Genomic DNA, 15,568 nt, shown 5'->3' on the forward strand with positions numbered 1-15,568 from the left:
GAATTCAAATAATAAGGTATTTGTAAAAAATGGTCGCAAGTCCCAAGAAGAAGAAAAATCCACACACATCTGTAGTTGCCGTTACAAATATAGATGAGGCAATAGCAGGGTCGATTTTAATAGCCTTCAGAAGTAAAGGTACCAGTGATCCAGAGAGAGAAGCAACTAACATATTGACTAACATGGCAGCACCAACTACTAGCCCCAATGTCATATTTCCTTTTACAAAAAAAATCAAACAACCAGTGATAGAACCAAGAACAATTCCATTGATGCAGCCTATCATAACTTCTTTTCGAACTGCTTCCCACCAATTGGAGACAGTTAGGTCTCCCAAAGCCAGATTTCTGATAACAACTGTTACGGACTGAGTACCCGCATTCCCTCCCAATCCAGCAACGATAGGCATCAGGGTCGCAAGTACCACAATTTGAGAGATTGTATCTTCAAAAAAAGCAACCACAGTACTAGATAAAAATGCGGTAAATAAATTTACATTTAACCATAAGATCCGTCTCTTTACGGACTGCATGATGGGCGTGCTCAATTTCTCATCCTCAGAAACCCCTGCCATGAGGAGGATATCTTCCGAGGCCTCTTCTTCGACGATTTCTAGAACATCATCGAGTGTAATTCTTCCAATCATACCTCCGAGATCATCAACAACAGCCGCACTGACAAGGTCATACTTTTTGAACATCCTTGCCACCTCTTCCTGGTCTGTATCATAATGAAAGGAATGCACATCCAGGTTAGTGATCTTCTCTACCTTAGTGTTGATAGGGCTTAAAAAAAGATCCTTTAAGGGAATAAATCCTCGCAAAATCCCATCTTCATCTGTGACATACACTTGGTAGATATCTTCAATCTCTTTTGCCTTTTTTCGCACATTGATGATGGCCTTTCTTACAGGATCTCCGAGACGGGCCGTTGCGAAGTCTTTAGACATTAACCTGCCTGCACTGGATTCGCGAAAACCCAACTGGGACCTAATTTCAAAACTATCTCTTTTTGATAGTTTGGAAAGAACCAACTCTCTTCTAGCGGATGTTAGATGTGTTAAAAGATAGGTCGTCTCATCGGTCTCTATGTAGGTCAGCGCTTCCGAAATTTCCTCTATCTCCAAATCGTCCAAAAATAGAGATAGGGTCTCATCGTCCATTTTGATCAGAGTATAGGCTTGGTCTTCTTTGGGAAGCGAGCGGAAAAGTAATAGTGATTCTTCGTGTTCAAGAGAAGGAAGTAAACTTGCAATATCCGCAGGGTGAGCTCCCTCCAGCAACTTTTTTAAGCCAGATGGTTTTTCTTCCCTTAATGCGTTCTGAAGTTCCTCGAGGAACAAATCGAATGACTCAGATTCTTTGTCGAACCTGTTTCGAAAGAGTGCCTCTTTGCTTACTTCTTCTTCCATCTAATGCCCACTCACCAAAATTAACTATTGACGATTATGTCACAAACTACATGTCTATGTATATGTCCCGATCTACTATCATTTCTCGGAGCCTTTTTTTCCCAAGCCTACTTTTTTTTCAATGTGTGCTCTTTGAGCCAAAATTGACCACAGTTCCGGATGCCTACGTTCGTGAAGAGGTCATGAATGAGGAACAAAAAACGGCAGTGAAAGCCATTAAACAGAGAATCATAAGTTTAAATAGTGAAATCAATGCCCTCAAAAAAACCATAGAAGTCAATGCTCAGTCCATCAGAATCTCCAAGTCCAAAATCCAAAAGCATATTGCCTCCAAGGATCTTGCAAACGAAAAGGAAAAACTTGCCCTCATCAAAGAAGACCCAAGCCTCGCCAAACGTTATTTAGATGAAAGCCAATCGGCTGAATTGGAACGCGGGAAGGAAGAGAGTAGACTCCAAGCTTGGAACCAAAAACAAAGTGAGGACCAGGCTAACTTAAAATTGAAAGAAGCAACTCTTTCAGAAGCCATCGCCGAATTGGAATTGGTTCGATCGGAAATTGGGATTAAATACCAAGAGTTCCAAGGCAAAACAACAAAAGATCCAGAGTATATAGACAAAACAAAATTTGATACTCAATACAACGAGCGGAAATCGGAGACAAGAAGAAGAACTGCAGAATGGGAGAAGATTAAAAATTCTGCACCGAAGATTCCCAAGATCAATATAGAGGACACCTATTCCGATGAGATTAAATAATCGCTTACTCTCGACAAGCTTAGTACTTTTATTCCCCAGCCTAGTCTATGCAGATTGGATCTATTTCCCTATCGAGTACAACCAACTCTATAAAGAAAAGTATGCCTTAGAATTGCAACTCGAAGATTTGCGAAAACAATACCAAAATGATTTAAAACGCCTTGAAGAAGAAAACCGCAATCTGCAGGCAAAAAACCAAAACCTCCAAGAAGATTTGGAGCTTGAGAAAAGAAATCGCAATGCTGACAAAGATGCTTACGCTGACAGAATTCGTGATTATGAAATTCGGATCAGAGGATTAGAAAAAAAGGGATCAGACAAAGAAAAGTCTTTGTTAGATGATGCAAAGCGAAGAGAGGAAAAGGATGCAAAAGAGATTGCAAGTTTAAGAAAGAAACTTGAAGACGATGAAAAAGCCCACCTCCAGAAAGAACAAGAATTACGGGAGCAATACGAAGCAAAAATCAAAGATCTAAAAGACCGCATTCGCAATTTAGAAAACGAAATTTCTGAACTCAAACAGATGAACAAAAACCAAAAACGAGAGTTAGAACGTTTATCTGACCAAGCAAAAGAGTTGGAAGAGAAATTATCAAAAGAGATCAACAATGGAGAGATCAGACTCAAACGATTCCATAACAAATTGATCATCAATATTGATGATAAAATTTCCTTCGATAGCGGTTCTGCTGAGTTAAAACCAGCAATCCTTCCAGCCATTGATAAAATAAAGGACATACTTGCTGCCTACCCTGAAAACTACATTTCCGTAGAGGGCCATACGGACAACGTTCCTATCAAATCTAAATACCGAAATAATTGGCAGCTCTCTACAGAACGAGCCTTGGCAGTCTTGGAACAATTGCTCACCAATAAGAACTTGAATCCCAAGAACTTCTCTGCGGCAGGTTATAGTGAATACCAGCCAATTGTTCCTAACACAAGCAAAGAAAACAAAGGTTTAAACCGCAGGGTTGATATTGTTGTCATTCCTCGGGCTATGAGCCAATCAGGTTCCTCTGAATGAACGATCACCACAGCCACCACCAAGAGAGTCTGAAATTGAAAAAAAGATCCAAACTCCTCTTATTCTTAGGTCTATCTGGTCTTCTTTCGATTGTAATCTTTTTCATCGAAGCGATTGGTTCACAAGAATCTGGTAGCCTTGCTCTCTTTGCTGATGCAGGCCATATAGCAACCGACATCTTTGCGCACCTAATTTCACTCTTAGCAGTCTACTTCTCTGCCAAAAAAGCAAACGATCGATTCCCTTTTGGATACTATCGAGTGGAAGTGATCGCAGCTCTTTTTAATAGTTTATTATTGGTTTGTATTGGATTTTTTATTTTATATGAGGCATACGTAAGGATGTTACACCAAGTTCCGGTTGAACCTCATTCTATGCTTACATATTCACTGGCAGGTCTTGTAGTGAATATCATTTCTGCGCTCCTGCTTTCCCAGGTAAGCCAAGATAGCTTAAATGTAAAAAGTACATATTACCATGTACTCAGCGATCTTTTAGGAACAGTGGCAGTTGTGATTGGAGCCATCATTATCCAAAACACTGGTTATCTTTTGGTGGATAGTATTTTGAGTTTATGTTTGGGTATTTTTATTGTGCGCTCTTCTTATCTACTCTTAAAAGAGAGCATTCAAATTTTACTCGAAGCAAGTCCTAAAGACTTTGAACGGGATCATTTCCTAAACCACCTAAGAGAGACCAAACATGTCATCGACATTCCCTCGATAAAAATTCGAAAATTGACATCAGGCGTTTTCACGGCCGAATTGCAGATCGTAGTTGAAAAAGATGCTGATAGAGATAAGGTGATTCTAGAGATACATAAAATGGCAAAGACACATTTTGGAATTCCCTATGTATTTGTAGAATGTATCGGTGATGGCTTGGCTGAGCATTTATCTCAAATCCTAGTGAAGGAATTGGACCTAAGCCACAATCACCACGGGCACCACCACCATTAATTGTTTCTTCGTGCCTTTCGTTTGAGGTACCTGGTGAATGGGTCTTCCCATACAAACATTTGATAATTGGGGTCTACATCGATGAGTGTTTTTCCCATTGAAATCTCCCTCGTGTTTTGGATGGCGTCAAGAAGAGGTTTGATTGGAAAGGGAAACTTGTCTTCGAGTATGCGCCTAAAGTCTCCTTCTACTAACGAATAGGCAACTTCATCTCGCCAATCCTCAAGTGTTTTCCATGCAAATTGAATTGATTGGTCTAGGTTCACATAATTCTTTCGTTCTGTATCACCTAACAATAATGAAACAAGACTAAAGAGCTCTCTCAATCTAATCTCAATTCCCAAATCTCCATAATCTTCTAAAACCAGAGATTCCGATGTTAGATGATAATTCTCAAGATGTAACTTCATGTGATTGCAAAGAGGAAGGAATGGAACCACCACTCTCTCTTTTTGGAACTCTACTGCTGGAGATTTCATAGGAATTCGGTATACGGGGAACTGATCACCGATTTTCAGCACCCAAAGGATCGAATCAGCAGAAAAGCCATTCGAAATGAAGGATTTAGTAGCGGTTAATGTGCCTTCCAAAGAAGGAGACTTTAGGTTCTTTAAATTGCCTTCCCAATTTGGTTCGGATACACCTGTTGCAAAGGTTTCTTGGCCTAAGGACAGCATTTCTAAGCTATGTTTCGCACATTTTGTCTGGCCCTTTCGCAATATTGTCCTTGCAACATTGATCTCTACCATAAGGCACATTGCCAAATCCATACCATGTGAAAGAGAGGAGAGTTTTTGGAGGTCTTTTTGGAAGCTAAGGTAATTGCCCTTTTCCAGAAAGGAATCTTTGGAATTGGGAAAGAGTTTCTCTTCGAAAAGATACTTCTTTGCCGATTGGTAAAAATCAACTTCCCCAGTCCAAGATTCTAAAAAAGCAAGGATCGAATTCACTTCTTTGCTTTTTTCCATTTTTGGTCAAAGGTCTTCTCTTCTTGTAAAACTTTCTTAAGATACTTCCCTGTGAAAGAGGTTTTAACTTCTGCAACTTCTTCTGGAGTTCCAGTTGCAATCACCTCGCCACCGCCGTCACCACCCTCAGGTCCAATATCAATGATATAGTCACATGCTTTTATCACATCTAAGTTGTGTTCGATGATGACCATAGAATTGCCTTTATCTACCAACGTTTGTAATACTTGCAGCAATTTTTGAATGTCATCGAAATGAAGTCCCGTAGTTGGCTCATCTAAAATATATAAAGTCTTTCCTGTAGGGCGTTTGGATAGTTCAGTAGATAGTTTAATCCTTTGCGCTTCGCCTCCAGAGAAGGTTGTGGCCGCCTGACCGAGTTTGATATATCCTAGCCCTACATCCAAAAGTGTTTCCAACTTTCGTTTGATGCTAGGAATATTTTCAAAAAAAACTGCGGCATCTTCGATTGTCATATCTAAAACATCAGAAATATTTTTGTTTTTATATTTTACTTCTAAGGTTTCTCGGTTATAGCGTTTTCCTTTGCAAACTTCACATTCAACATAGACATCAGGAAGAAAATGCATTTCAATTTTTAGAATTCCGTCTCCTTCGCATTTTTCACATCTACCCCCAGCAACATTGAAGCTAAATCGACCAGGACCATAGCCTCTAACTTTCGCTTCTTCCAATCCACTGAATAATTCCCTAACGAATGTAAATAGACCTGTGTAGGTAGCAGGGTTAGAACGTGGTGTCCTTCCAATGGGAGATTGGTCTATATTGATCACCTTATCAATGTTTTCTTTTCCTGTAATCTTTTTGTGTTTTCCCGGGACTAGCTTTGTACCAAGAAGAGAACTAGCCAATTCTTTATATAGAATTTCATTGATAAGTGTTGACTTACCTGAGCCCGAAACCCCAGTCACTACAGTCATTGTACCCAAAGGGATAGTGACACTGATATTTTTTAGATTATTATGATGTGCACCTAAGATCTGTAGCTTTTTGCCATTGCCTTCTCGCCTGGATTCTGGCATCAAAATCCTTTTTTCGCCAGTCAGATACTTACCAGTGACGGATTTAGGATTTTTCTTTATTTCATCTGGTGTACCAAAGGATACGATTTCACCACCATGCACACCAGCACCAGGTCCCATATCGATGATATAATCAGCCTCTTCCATAGTCTCTTTGTCATGCTCAACTACGAGTACGGTATTCCCCAAATTCCTAAGTCCTTTTAGGGTGGAAACCAATTTTGAATTATCTCTCTGGTGTAGGCCAATGGAAGGCTCATCTAAAATGTATAAGACACCCATCAGGCGAGATCCAATTTGAGTCGCGAGCCTAATCCTCTGCATCTCACCGCCTGACAACGTACCTGCGGAGCGACTTAGATTTAAATAACCGACGCCAACATCATGTAAAAAACTCAATCTTTGCAAAATCTCTTTTAAAATAGGCTTTGAAATGATCTCATCTGCACCCTTCCACTCTGAAGTTTTTGTAAACTCTAAGGCTTTCGTAATACTGAAACCGGTATATTGGTCGATTCCGATTCCATTTACCTTAACCGCTAGGGCTTCTGGTCGTAGCCTTTTCCCATGACAAACCTCACATTCATGGTTTGTCATAAAAGTCTCAAACCATTGTCTCATTGAATCAGATTTTGTTTCTTTGTACCTTCGTTTAAGATTTGGAATTACTCCTTCAAAATTTCTGGAAAATTCATAATGCGAATTTGCACCTCTGAAGTCATAGTCGATTTGAATGGACTCATCTCCATATAAAATGACCTCTTTCACTTTTTCAGATAATTGTTTCCAAGGAGTATTGATATTAAATTTTAACTTTTTACTAATGGCGGTGATTGTTGCCATATACCAATAGCTATTTGATTTTGAGCCTCCCCAAGCCTCGATACATCCATCGGCAAGACTTGCCTCTTCATCAGAAATGAGAAGCGCTTCATCAAACTCCAATAGTGAACCAAGACCATCGCAATGTGCACATGCTCCAAAAGGAGAATTGAAAGAAAACAACCTAGGCGAAAGTTCAGGGATAGAGACATCATCACATTTCGGACAGGAGAGTCTTTGCGAATATAAATGTTCTTTTTCACCATCATGAGCGATCACAATCCCGTCCCCAACTTTAAGACTAGTTTCCACGGAGTCTGACATTCTGGATTGGATACCCTGCTTCATGACCAATCTGTCTACTACGACTTCAATATTTGCTTTTAAGTTTTTTTTGAGATTGATATCCTCATCTAAGCTTAAGACTTCCCCATTCACGCGTACGCGGTTAAAGCCTTCTTTTTTATATTTTTCGAATACTTCCTTGTGCTCACCCTTTTTACCCTGAACAACAGGTGCTAGTAACATTAATTTGGTGCCCTCTGGAAATAGATTGATCCGATCTGTGATCTGATCTACTGACAGAGAAGTAATAGGAGTTCCACACTTAGGGCAATGAGGTTTTCCTACGCGAGCGTATAACAAACGCAAGTAGTCATAAATTTCTGTGACAGTTCCTACTGTAGAGCGCGGATTTCTGTGGGTTGTTTTTTGCTCGATAGAGATTGCTGGTGACAGACCTTCAATCAAATCCACCTCAGGTTTTTCCATCTGTCCGAGAAATTGTCGCGCATAGCTAGAGAGAGATTCAACATACCTTCTCTGGCCTTCTGCATATATGGTATCAAAGGCTAAACTTGATTTTCCTGAACCGGAGAGACCAGTGACTACCACCAATTTATCTCTCGGGATATCCAAATTCACATTTTTAAGGTTATGTTCTCGGGCGCCGCGTATACGAATGAAAGATTCCACATCTCACAGCTTGAATTCCTCTTTCATTCTGAAAAGAATTTTAAGAAATGACGTAGGTAGGGTACGCACTTTGTTCCAAAGATTCTTTCAATTTTTCTTTTTCCCGATCCGACTTTTTTACTTTCTTTTTCTTCTCTTAAGGAGCACAAGGCTCAGAAAAAAAAACCGGATACACTGGGAATTTCCAACCGAATTTGAGACTTCCGAAAAATCATTTTTTGTGCGCAAATTCCAAGGCAAACCTAGCAATCCCAACCGTATCGAATTTTTACATCTGTTTCAAATCTTATACCATCAAAACCATATCCAAGAGATCAAAATTTCTTTGCCGCCAATCCGCTGGACTTTAGCCGATGTTTGGGAAGTAAGAGAAGAAATTGTTAGATTGAAAGTCGAAAAACAAATCCGGTTCTTTGGTTTCGCCAAAGAAGGTGGACTGGCAAGTCTTTTACTTCTTTCTGCCTGCGATGAAGTGTATCTAAATGAGAATGCCGAATTTCAGCTATCCCTTCCCTCCGCCGAACCTTCCTTTTACGGTGATTTTTTAAAGACATGGGGTATTGAAATAGAAGCATTTGCAAGTGGGCCATTTAAGTCATTTGCGGAAAGTTTTACTAGAAACTCATTCAGTAAAGAAGCAAAACAGAACATTTCTCAGCTCATAGAAGAGCTGCAGTCAAAGATTCTCAAGGCATTGCAAGAAAAGATATCAAACCATGAATCTATCTTTTACCAACCATTTTTATCTGCCTCAAGTCTTCTTGCTTGTGGATTTGCAAATGGGATCGCAAAGGAAGAAGACTTCTTTTCTGAGGAGAAGCCTTTCACCGATGAAAGTGCCCTCCCTCGATGGAAAGCCGCAAGTGACTTCCGATTTTTCCCGAAACGAAGAGCTTTCCTTAGCATTGTCCCTTTAGAAGGAGGGATAACCGCTGGAGACTTCCAAGAGGAAAATCGTGAGCTTGGAAAGATTAGTGCATATCCGAGCATCAAACTTCTGCAGTCACTCAGGGAAGATGCAAATGTGAAAGCGGTAATCTTAGAGATTGATAGCCCAGGTGGTTCTGCCTTTCACTCTGAGCTTCTCTACCAAGAGATCAAACAACTCAGAGAAAAAAAGCCCGTCTTTGCCTACTTTCGCAATACAGCCGCAAGTGGAGGATACTACATAGCCTCGGCGACGGAAGCGATTTATGCCTCCCCAATATGCATTACGGGTTCCATTGGTGCAGTTTCCATAAGAGCCAACATAAAAAAATTGTACAACAAATTCAAAATCAAAAAAGAACCCATAGGATTTTACCCATTCCGTGAGATCCATTCGGAATACACTCCCTTAACAACAAAGTCCAAACAACTCCTACACGAGGAAATCCGAAGGGTGGAGTTACAGTTTTATAATCGTGTGAAAGAAGGTCGAGGATTCACAGATGCTGACCTAAAATCTTTAGGTGGTGGCAGGGTTTACTTACCCAAAAAAGAAAATAAGGTCGTAGATGAACTGGGAGGTATCTTTCAGTTGATCCAAACCATTAAGACAAAGCTAGGAACAGAAAGAATGTTTATCTCTTATGAATTACCGATTTACCATATACGTTCCGAAATTCCCTTACTCGGTCGTTTTTTCCGTAACCAGAGGCATTTGCAAGAGAGCTTCCAATTCCTGGAATCGCATTTATTGAATCGGGTTTTGTATTATTTGCCAATCCGTATACAATACTAAAGGAAGCCTACCTTTGGCTATGATCTGGCGATAGCCTTGGTAATTCGATTCAATATTGCTTTTGCATATTCATCCGGTTTGGGCATTTCACATATAACTCTTTTTTTTCCAAGCAAATCTGCATCAACCAAAGTACTATAGAGTTTTTTCATATAATCATTGTTATTCTCTAATAAAACATCACCTTTCTTTGGACTTGAGATATGAAAACCGAGGAATAGATCGTTCGTCTCACCTTTAGATTGAAACTCAAGGAAGGCATCCTTGGGAAGAAGGATTACCTGCGCATCTGGAGCATAATGCCTATACTTCATACCTGGGCTTAATGGTTGCAAAGAAGTTCCCTCTATTTGGTTGATTTTGGATACTATCCCTTCTGTCTTTAGATAATTTTCTATCCTTTCTACACTCAGCATTCCTGGCCTCAGAAGTACGGGATGTTCGGAAGTTAGGTCGAGCACTGTGGATTCAATTCCGATCTCTGGGATCTCGCCTAATAAAATTCCCTCCACCTTACCATCAAATTCCCGAATCACATCCTCAATCCTAGTCAAACTGGGCCTCCCACTTAGGTTCGCAGAGGGCGCAGAGATGGGGACCTTTGCTGCTTCTAAAAGCGAAAGTGCCCCTGCATGGTTTGGGATCCGAACAGCAAGGCTTGGAAGTCCACAAGTAAAAATGGGTTTTTCTTTGGTCGGTAAAACAAGTGCCAAGGGCCCTGGACTAAATTTCTGGAACAGTTGTTTGGCGATTTTCGGAATTTCGCAATATTCTTCTATAGCTGACCAATGCCGAAAATGGGCGATGAGAGGGTTGTCTTTAGGGCGTTTTTTGATTTCATAGATCTTGGCACAGGCGGAAGCTTGAGTGCTATCGGCGCCAATGCCAAAGACGGTTTCAGTTGGAAAGACTACCAAGCCCCCCTCTCGGATCAGCTGTCCCAGAGGAACTGGATCTTCAGTGATGAGGGTCTTCATATAGTTTTTATAAAGAGACTTTTTTCGTCTTTTCCTTGTTAGTAGAAAGCTTTAAGCTTGTCTTTTTTTCTTCTGGTTTTGCCGTCTCTTCAACTTCCACTTCCTTAACCTTTTCAACGGCAGGGAGCTTTCCTTGGACTAAGAGAGCAAGGTAATCATTGATTTCAGGATCATTGTCAGTTACGAGTTGCCAAAAAGAGAAACCACCTAAGTCATACTTACGAAGGAGAGTCATCTTCTCTTCAAAGGCCTTACGGTTCATGTAAAAAGCAACTCGGTCGCAACCACCACTTGAATACCAGAGTGTCGGATCTTCATAGGCGCGGTTTTTATGTATATCCGCGAATTTGGAGAGGTTTCTCCAATTGGCTACTTTGTTCTCGGTCAAAAGGATTTGGTTGATATCTGTGGGTTGGTGCTTTTTATGGGCGCCACTTCTGATGCGAATCACATCCGAGTGGTAAACAGCCTTTGCTGAGGCCTTACAATTCAAAGCCCAATCATAACCATAGGTTGGAATGGCCATGTACAATTTTTCTGTGGGAACTCGTTTTTTGGCATAGGAGATGATCTCTTTCAACCAAACATTTGGTGCTTGTGGGCCAGGGCCTGGGTTATGGTACTTCCTTGGGTGGAGCTCATAAGCCATGATCTTAACTCGATCAGCGTGCTTAGCCAAGAAGGCATAGTCATGAGTCGTAGGTCCACGCCAATTTTCACGGAAATCCATTTCGATGGCCTTGGAAAGCCCTTTGCATCGGAGTTCTTTTTTCTTGTCGCTCGGAGTCTTGGGGTGAACGGCAACGGAGATGAGTTTTCGACGTTTATGCAATTCCTTTGCGAGTAAAACAAAGAACTCTTCAAACTTTTCTTTCTTTTCGCAACTCATGCCTTCGTAGTCGATGTCAATTCCATCGTATCCGTAGGTTTCTACCTCGTTTACAATCACCTGGATGTGGTGGTCACGGATGTCCGTTCGCCCACCCATTCCTATGTTTTCGTTTATCTTTTCTTTTGGGTTTTCCCAACGAAAGATCGTGGGAATGATCTTCACTTTAGGATTGATTTGTCGCATCTCTTGGACTCGTTCCTTCCTTGCGGTTTGTGACCAAGAGGAAATCAATTCCCCATTGTTGGAGAGCCCACCACGCATCGTATAAATGAAGGGGTGGATTTCATTGTATAGGTGCACCGTTTTTCTCATGGCAGACCAGTCTGTTGACCAGGCTGAGGCACGGAAACTCACATCCTCTTTGGCTAGAAACTCTGGAGCCTTGTCTGCTTCTTCTTGCACGGTGGTTTGGGAAGGTTCTTTTGTTTCATCAAGGCTAGATGGATTCACTTCCTTTTCTACCTGTTCCAGTGCTTCCTTTGCACTAGCAGAAACATTTTTCAATTGGATGGATTCGGAATCTCGGTTGGACATCAGATTCATGCCGAGATAAAAGGAGAAAGCGGATAAAAAAACCCAGCTAGCAAATAGGAAGGTATACTTCGCTCTGGGAGAAAGTGTTTTTTTGGTCTCGATTGGGCTGTTTTCAGACATATATTTGTATCATTATCGTTCTAATTTGATTAGAACTAAAAAGAAATTAAAGTAGAGGAAATTCTCTCTCTGACCATATTTTTGAACTAGGAATTCTCTCACAGTATAAAAACCTGTAAAGCGAGAGGGATGGATATGCACCTATTCAAAGATAAAGCCGTTGTTCTTTACTGTGTTCTACTTAGTCTTTTTTTGACCTTTCTTTTGATGGCAGAACTGACAGGTAGTAAACTTTTTTCCGCATTTGGCTTCACTATGACGATGGGTGTGATACCCTTCCCTGTTACCTTTATCATCACAGATCTGTTAAACGAATACTTCGGTCGCAAAGTAGTACGTGCTACGACCCTTCTTGGAATGATCATGATCTCTCTAGCCTATCTTTTGATCTTTATCGATATCCAAATCCCCGCGATCGAGAACTCACCTATCGATGACCATTCTTTTCGAACTGTCTTTGCAAATTCTGGCCGGGTAATCATAGGTTCGGTGATTGCCTATCTAATAGGGCAAATGATTGATATCCATGTGTTCCATTATCTAAGACAAAAAACAAAGGGAAAACACATCTGGCTCAGAGCCACAGGATCCACGGTTATCTCACAACTCATTGATTCCTATGTGGTGATTTTCATTGTGCTTTGGTCAAGCCATAGCCTTGGGTCTATGGTTTCGATATCCAATACAAACTTCGTATACAAGATGGCAGTTGCCTTACTCATTACCCCTCTCTTGTATGCAATCCATATGTACATAGATCGTTTTTTGGGAGAGGAAACCAAACAAATCCTTTTGCGTCAAGCTATGGAAGAGGAAGGCTACGAGAGAAGCCTTCCGGCAGGCTGATGATGGCTTCCCCCAGAAAGAAACAATTGGAGGAACTCCTCGGGCCTGGGTTTGTTTGCTTTGGCCATAGAGGTATGCGAGAGCTAGTGCCTGAGAATACCTTAAAAGCCTTCCAGCTTGGTTTGCAATCCACTCGCTACTTTGAGTTAGATACTATGCTCACAAAGGATGAAGTATTGGTTGTGATCCATGATGAAACCCTTAACCGTACGACCAATGGAGAGGGCTTAGTCAGAGAAAAAACCTTCGAAGAAATCCAAACCTTAGATGCTGGCTCTTACTTTTCACCTAAGTTTGCAGGTACTAAGGTACCGAGTTTAGAATCCCTTTTTTACGAATTGCCAGTTAGCACTATCTTTGATATCGAAGTGAAATCCAACGAAGATGAAAATGAACGAAAGCTTCTCGCCAAACACCTGGTAACTCTTCTTAGCCGATGCAAAGCTAACCATAGAGTCTTCATTACATCTTTTGATCCTTTTTTATTGGAAGCAGTCAAGAGGGAAAATCCTGCACTTCTCAGAGGCCAACTCTTAGAGGAAGGGGATTCCCTTAAACAGGATTTTGTTTCAGAACCAGACCTTTTTCTACCAAATTACAAAGGTTTAACGAAAGATACAATGATAGAACTTTCCTCTATGTCTTACTCAGTCATACCATATACAATGAATGATCCAAAAGATTGGGAAAGGATGCTTCCTTGGGGATTACGAGGACTGATCACTGATAGACCTGATCTATTTTTGAACTTTCGTAAGGCTTAGTTCTTGAGAGATATACAGCCAGATGCGGTTATTCCATGGATCTAAAAACGACCAATACGTTTCAGTCGCTTTTGATTCTATCTGGAACTCTGATAGCCCTTCCAAAAAAAAATCCTTACATAGCAGAGTCAATGTCCCGGGCTCCACAGGGCAGAGTTTCTTGGGTCTAGAAAAAATGAGCCTTGTCCCTGTATGGATCTCTAACTCGGCATGGCTTTCGTTTGCCATTAAAATGGGAAATCCAAAGATGGAATGATAAAGCTCTGCCGCTTTTCGGGCATCTGGATTTGCTAAGAGGTTAAAAGCATAGAATTGAAAGGAATCCATTCCCTTATATCCTGGTTCCATACGAGAAAGGGCAATTCAATTCCCGAGCAAATACTGAATTTCTTGTCTTTGGGCACGACCTTACTCTCTTTATATGTATTTCTCCCTTTTTTATTTTATCCAGAGCTCTTCCATGCTGACCACCTTTACTTATTCTTACTCGCAAAAGATCTTTTGCATGCGGTACCTATAGCGGATTGGAATCTTCCTCCTTCCCTTTACTTTTTCCCTGATCTTTTTTTGGTTTGGTTTCCTATGCATTGGGAAAGTCCAGGAGCTCAAGTCCTCGGTGCTTCCTTCACTCAGGCTTTTGTTTTATTTTTTGTCGTATATGTTTACATAAAAAGGCATAAGGGAAGGACAAAGGCTTTGGAAATCCTAAGGCTATGGTTTCTTCTCCTTCTCTTTAGCTTTGCAATCGAGTTGGTTTGGCCAAGCCAATACCATCCATTTCTCTACCTCTTCCTAGTTGGTCACCATGCCAGTCTACTGCTCTTTGTATTGTTAAGCTTTTTCTTTCTTGAGAAGCAGAAGAAAACTATTTTAGCTTGGCTGACCTATGTCTTCTTTGGTCTTCTCTTTTATCTCTCTGATAAAATGATCGTTTTGAGTTTTCTGTTTATCTGGCTTCGACCCAAAAGACTTCAAAGTAAAATCCAGATCTCCTTTGCTTTCTTGTTTATTATTTTATTCTCAGAAATCATCCTATTCTCTCTCTCCGATGTCCTTAGGCCGCAAGCCTCCTTACAAATCCTCTTTCTGAAATTAGCTTCCTCCTCCTTCTCTCAATTGGGACATTTAGTCCTCCATTATGTTTATGATTTCGCAAAGATCCTTTTGTATGATGGTAACAAAGTCTACATATTTGCATTTGCCTTAGGACTCATCCAACAAATCTTCTTTCGAGATCCAAAGCAAATCTTTCCAAACTTAGCTTTGTTATTTTTCATTCACTTTGCCTTTCTGGTCTTCGTAGGAAGATTTTTATACCCCCATCCATTCCCGATTCGGTATCTGACCTTACCCTTATGCCTGTTCAGTTTGGAATTTGTTTCTCATGGCAAGGCTCTTCGGAGTACAAACCACATCCGGTTTTCCATCACAGCTCTACTTTGGACCTTCCTTTTCCTTCTCTCCCTATCTTTTCTCCGAGATAGGGACCACTACCTTGACTTCCAATCGGAGCGGGTCAAACAAATCCTTACCTATCTAGAAAACCAAAGAAAGCCCATCCTAAGCAACTATGAGACAAGCCAAAAAATCAGGTTCTACTCAGATGGAAGGATTTCCGCAGAGAGCATCGGTGTAGATGGGAAAGCCTACAATTGGATCGGGCGCCGAGAAGACAAATCTCTTCCCGAATCTCCTGAAGAAAGGGAGGCAAGGAAATGGATACCGAACTCCTTGACAAAGGACTTCTAA

Annotated in this window: 13 protein-coding genes; 7 read left to right on the forward strand and 6 right to left on the reverse strand. The window is 40.9% G+C overall.

The genetic code is table 11. The features are described 5' to 3' along the window. Window positions 1-4: 4 nt before the first annotated feature. Entirely contained in the window at window positions 5-1,411 is a 1,407-nt protein-coding gene (gene mgtE, locus DI060_RS03710; protein WP_108973796.1) for a magnesium transporter, read from the reverse strand. Between the two features lie 143 nt (window positions 1,412-1,554). On the opposite strand from mgtE, the gene DI060_RS03715 reads away from it, so the two are divergent. Genes DI060_RS03715 through DI060_RS03725 form a run of 3 tightly spaced genes read left to right on the forward strand, consistent with a single transcriptional unit; the run spans window position 1,555 to window position 4,155 of the window. Next, a complete protein-coding gene (locus tag DI060_RS03715; protein ID WP_244594262.1) occupies window positions 1,555-2,169 on the forward strand; it encodes a hypothetical protein in 615 nt (204 codons plus the stop codon). After that, the gene (locus DI060_RS03720) at window positions 2,156-3,196 is read left to right on the forward strand and encodes an OmpA family protein (RefSeq protein WP_108973801.1); all 1,041 of its coding nucleotides are present in this window, start codon (window positions 2,156-2,158) and stop codon (window positions 3,194-3,196) included. The genes DI060_RS03715 and DI060_RS03720 overlap by 14 nt, the downstream gene beginning before the upstream one ends. Next, complete coding sequence (locus tag DI060_RS03725) at window positions 3,193-4,155, forward strand: cation diffusion facilitator family transporter (RefSeq protein WP_108973803.1); 963 nt, start codon at window positions 3,193-3,195, stop codon at window positions 4,153-4,155. The genes DI060_RS03720 and DI060_RS03725 overlap by 4 nt, the downstream gene beginning before the upstream one ends. On the opposite strand, the gene DI060_RS03730 is transcribed toward DI060_RS03725, so the two are convergent. Together DI060_RS03730 and uvrA are read right to left on the reverse strand one after the other, a co-directional pair. Next, on the reverse strand, window positions 4,152-5,123 hold the full coding sequence (locus DI060_RS03730; protein WP_108973805.1) for a hypothetical protein: 972 nt from the start codon (window positions 5,121-5,123) through the stop codon (window positions 4,152-4,154). The genes DI060_RS03725 and DI060_RS03730 overlap by 4 nt on opposite strands. After that, window positions 5,102-7,963: an excinuclease ABC subunit UvrA gene (gene uvrA, locus DI060_RS03735; RefSeq protein WP_108973807.1), complete on the reverse strand. Its 2,862-nt coding sequence runs from the start codon at window positions 7,961-7,963 to the stop codon at window positions 5,102-5,104. The genes DI060_RS03730 and uvrA overlap by 22 nt, the downstream gene beginning before the upstream one ends. A 220-nt stretch (window positions 7,964-8,183) precedes the next feature. Between uvrA and DI060_RS03740 the strand changes: the two genes are divergently transcribed. After that, window positions 8,184-9,686 carry a S49 family peptidase gene (locus DI060_RS03740; protein ID WP_244594263.1) on the forward strand — a complete coding sequence of 501 codons (1,503 nt, stop codon included), beginning with the start codon at window positions 8,184-8,186 and terminating at the stop codon, window positions 9,684-9,686. Between the two features lie 17 nt (window positions 9,687-9,703). On the opposite strand, the gene DI060_RS03745 is transcribed toward DI060_RS03740, so the two are convergent. Together DI060_RS03745 and DI060_RS03750 are read right to left on the reverse strand one after the other, a co-directional pair. Continuing rightward, the gene (locus tag DI060_RS03745) at window positions 9,704-10,663 is read right to left on the reverse strand and encodes an L-threonylcarbamoyladenylate synthase (protein ID WP_108973809.1); all 960 of its coding nucleotides are present in this window, start codon (window positions 10,661-10,663) and stop codon (window positions 9,704-9,706) included. A 7-nt stretch (window positions 10,664-10,670) separates the two neighbouring features. Continuing rightward, on the reverse strand, window positions 10,671-12,209 hold the full coding sequence (locus DI060_RS03750; protein ID WP_108973811.1) for a glycosyl hydrolase family 18 protein: 1,539 nt from the start codon (window positions 12,207-12,209) through the stop codon (window positions 10,671-10,673). 135 nt (window positions 12,210-12,344) lie between these two features. On the opposite strand from DI060_RS03750, the gene DI060_RS03755 reads away from it, so the two are divergent. After that, window positions 12,345-13,055, forward strand: a complete 711-nt coding sequence (locus tag DI060_RS03755) for a queuosine precursor transporter (protein ID WP_108974057.1) — start codon at window positions 12,345-12,347, stop codon at window positions 13,053-13,055. Next, entirely contained in the window at window positions 13,055-13,819 is a 765-nt protein-coding gene (locus tag DI060_RS03760) for a glycerophosphodiester phosphodiesterase (protein WP_108973813.1), read from the forward strand. The genes DI060_RS03755 and DI060_RS03760 overlap by 1 nt, the downstream gene beginning before the upstream one ends. Here the strand turns inward: DI060_RS03760 and DI060_RS03765 are convergent. Then, window positions 13,793-14,146: a hypothetical protein gene (locus DI060_RS03765; protein ID WP_108973815.1), complete on the reverse strand. Its 354-nt coding sequence runs from the start codon at window positions 14,144-14,146 to the stop codon at window positions 13,793-13,795. The two genes, DI060_RS03760 and DI060_RS03765, sit on opposite strands and share 27 nt — an antisense overlap. Between DI060_RS03765 and DI060_RS03770 the strand changes: the two genes are divergently transcribed. After that, the gene (locus DI060_RS03770) at window positions 14,132-15,568 is read left to right on the forward strand and encodes a hypothetical protein (RefSeq protein ID WP_108973817.1); all 1,437 of its coding nucleotides are present in this window, start codon (window positions 14,132-14,134) and stop codon (window positions 15,566-15,568) included. The two genes, DI060_RS03765 and DI060_RS03770, sit on opposite strands and share 15 nt — an antisense overlap.

It is taken from the genome of Leptospira ryugenii (genome assembly GCF_003114855.1).
Taxonomy (GTDB): Bacteria; Spirochaetota; Leptospiria; order Leptospirales; family Leptospiraceae; genus Leptospira_A; species Leptospira_A ryugenii.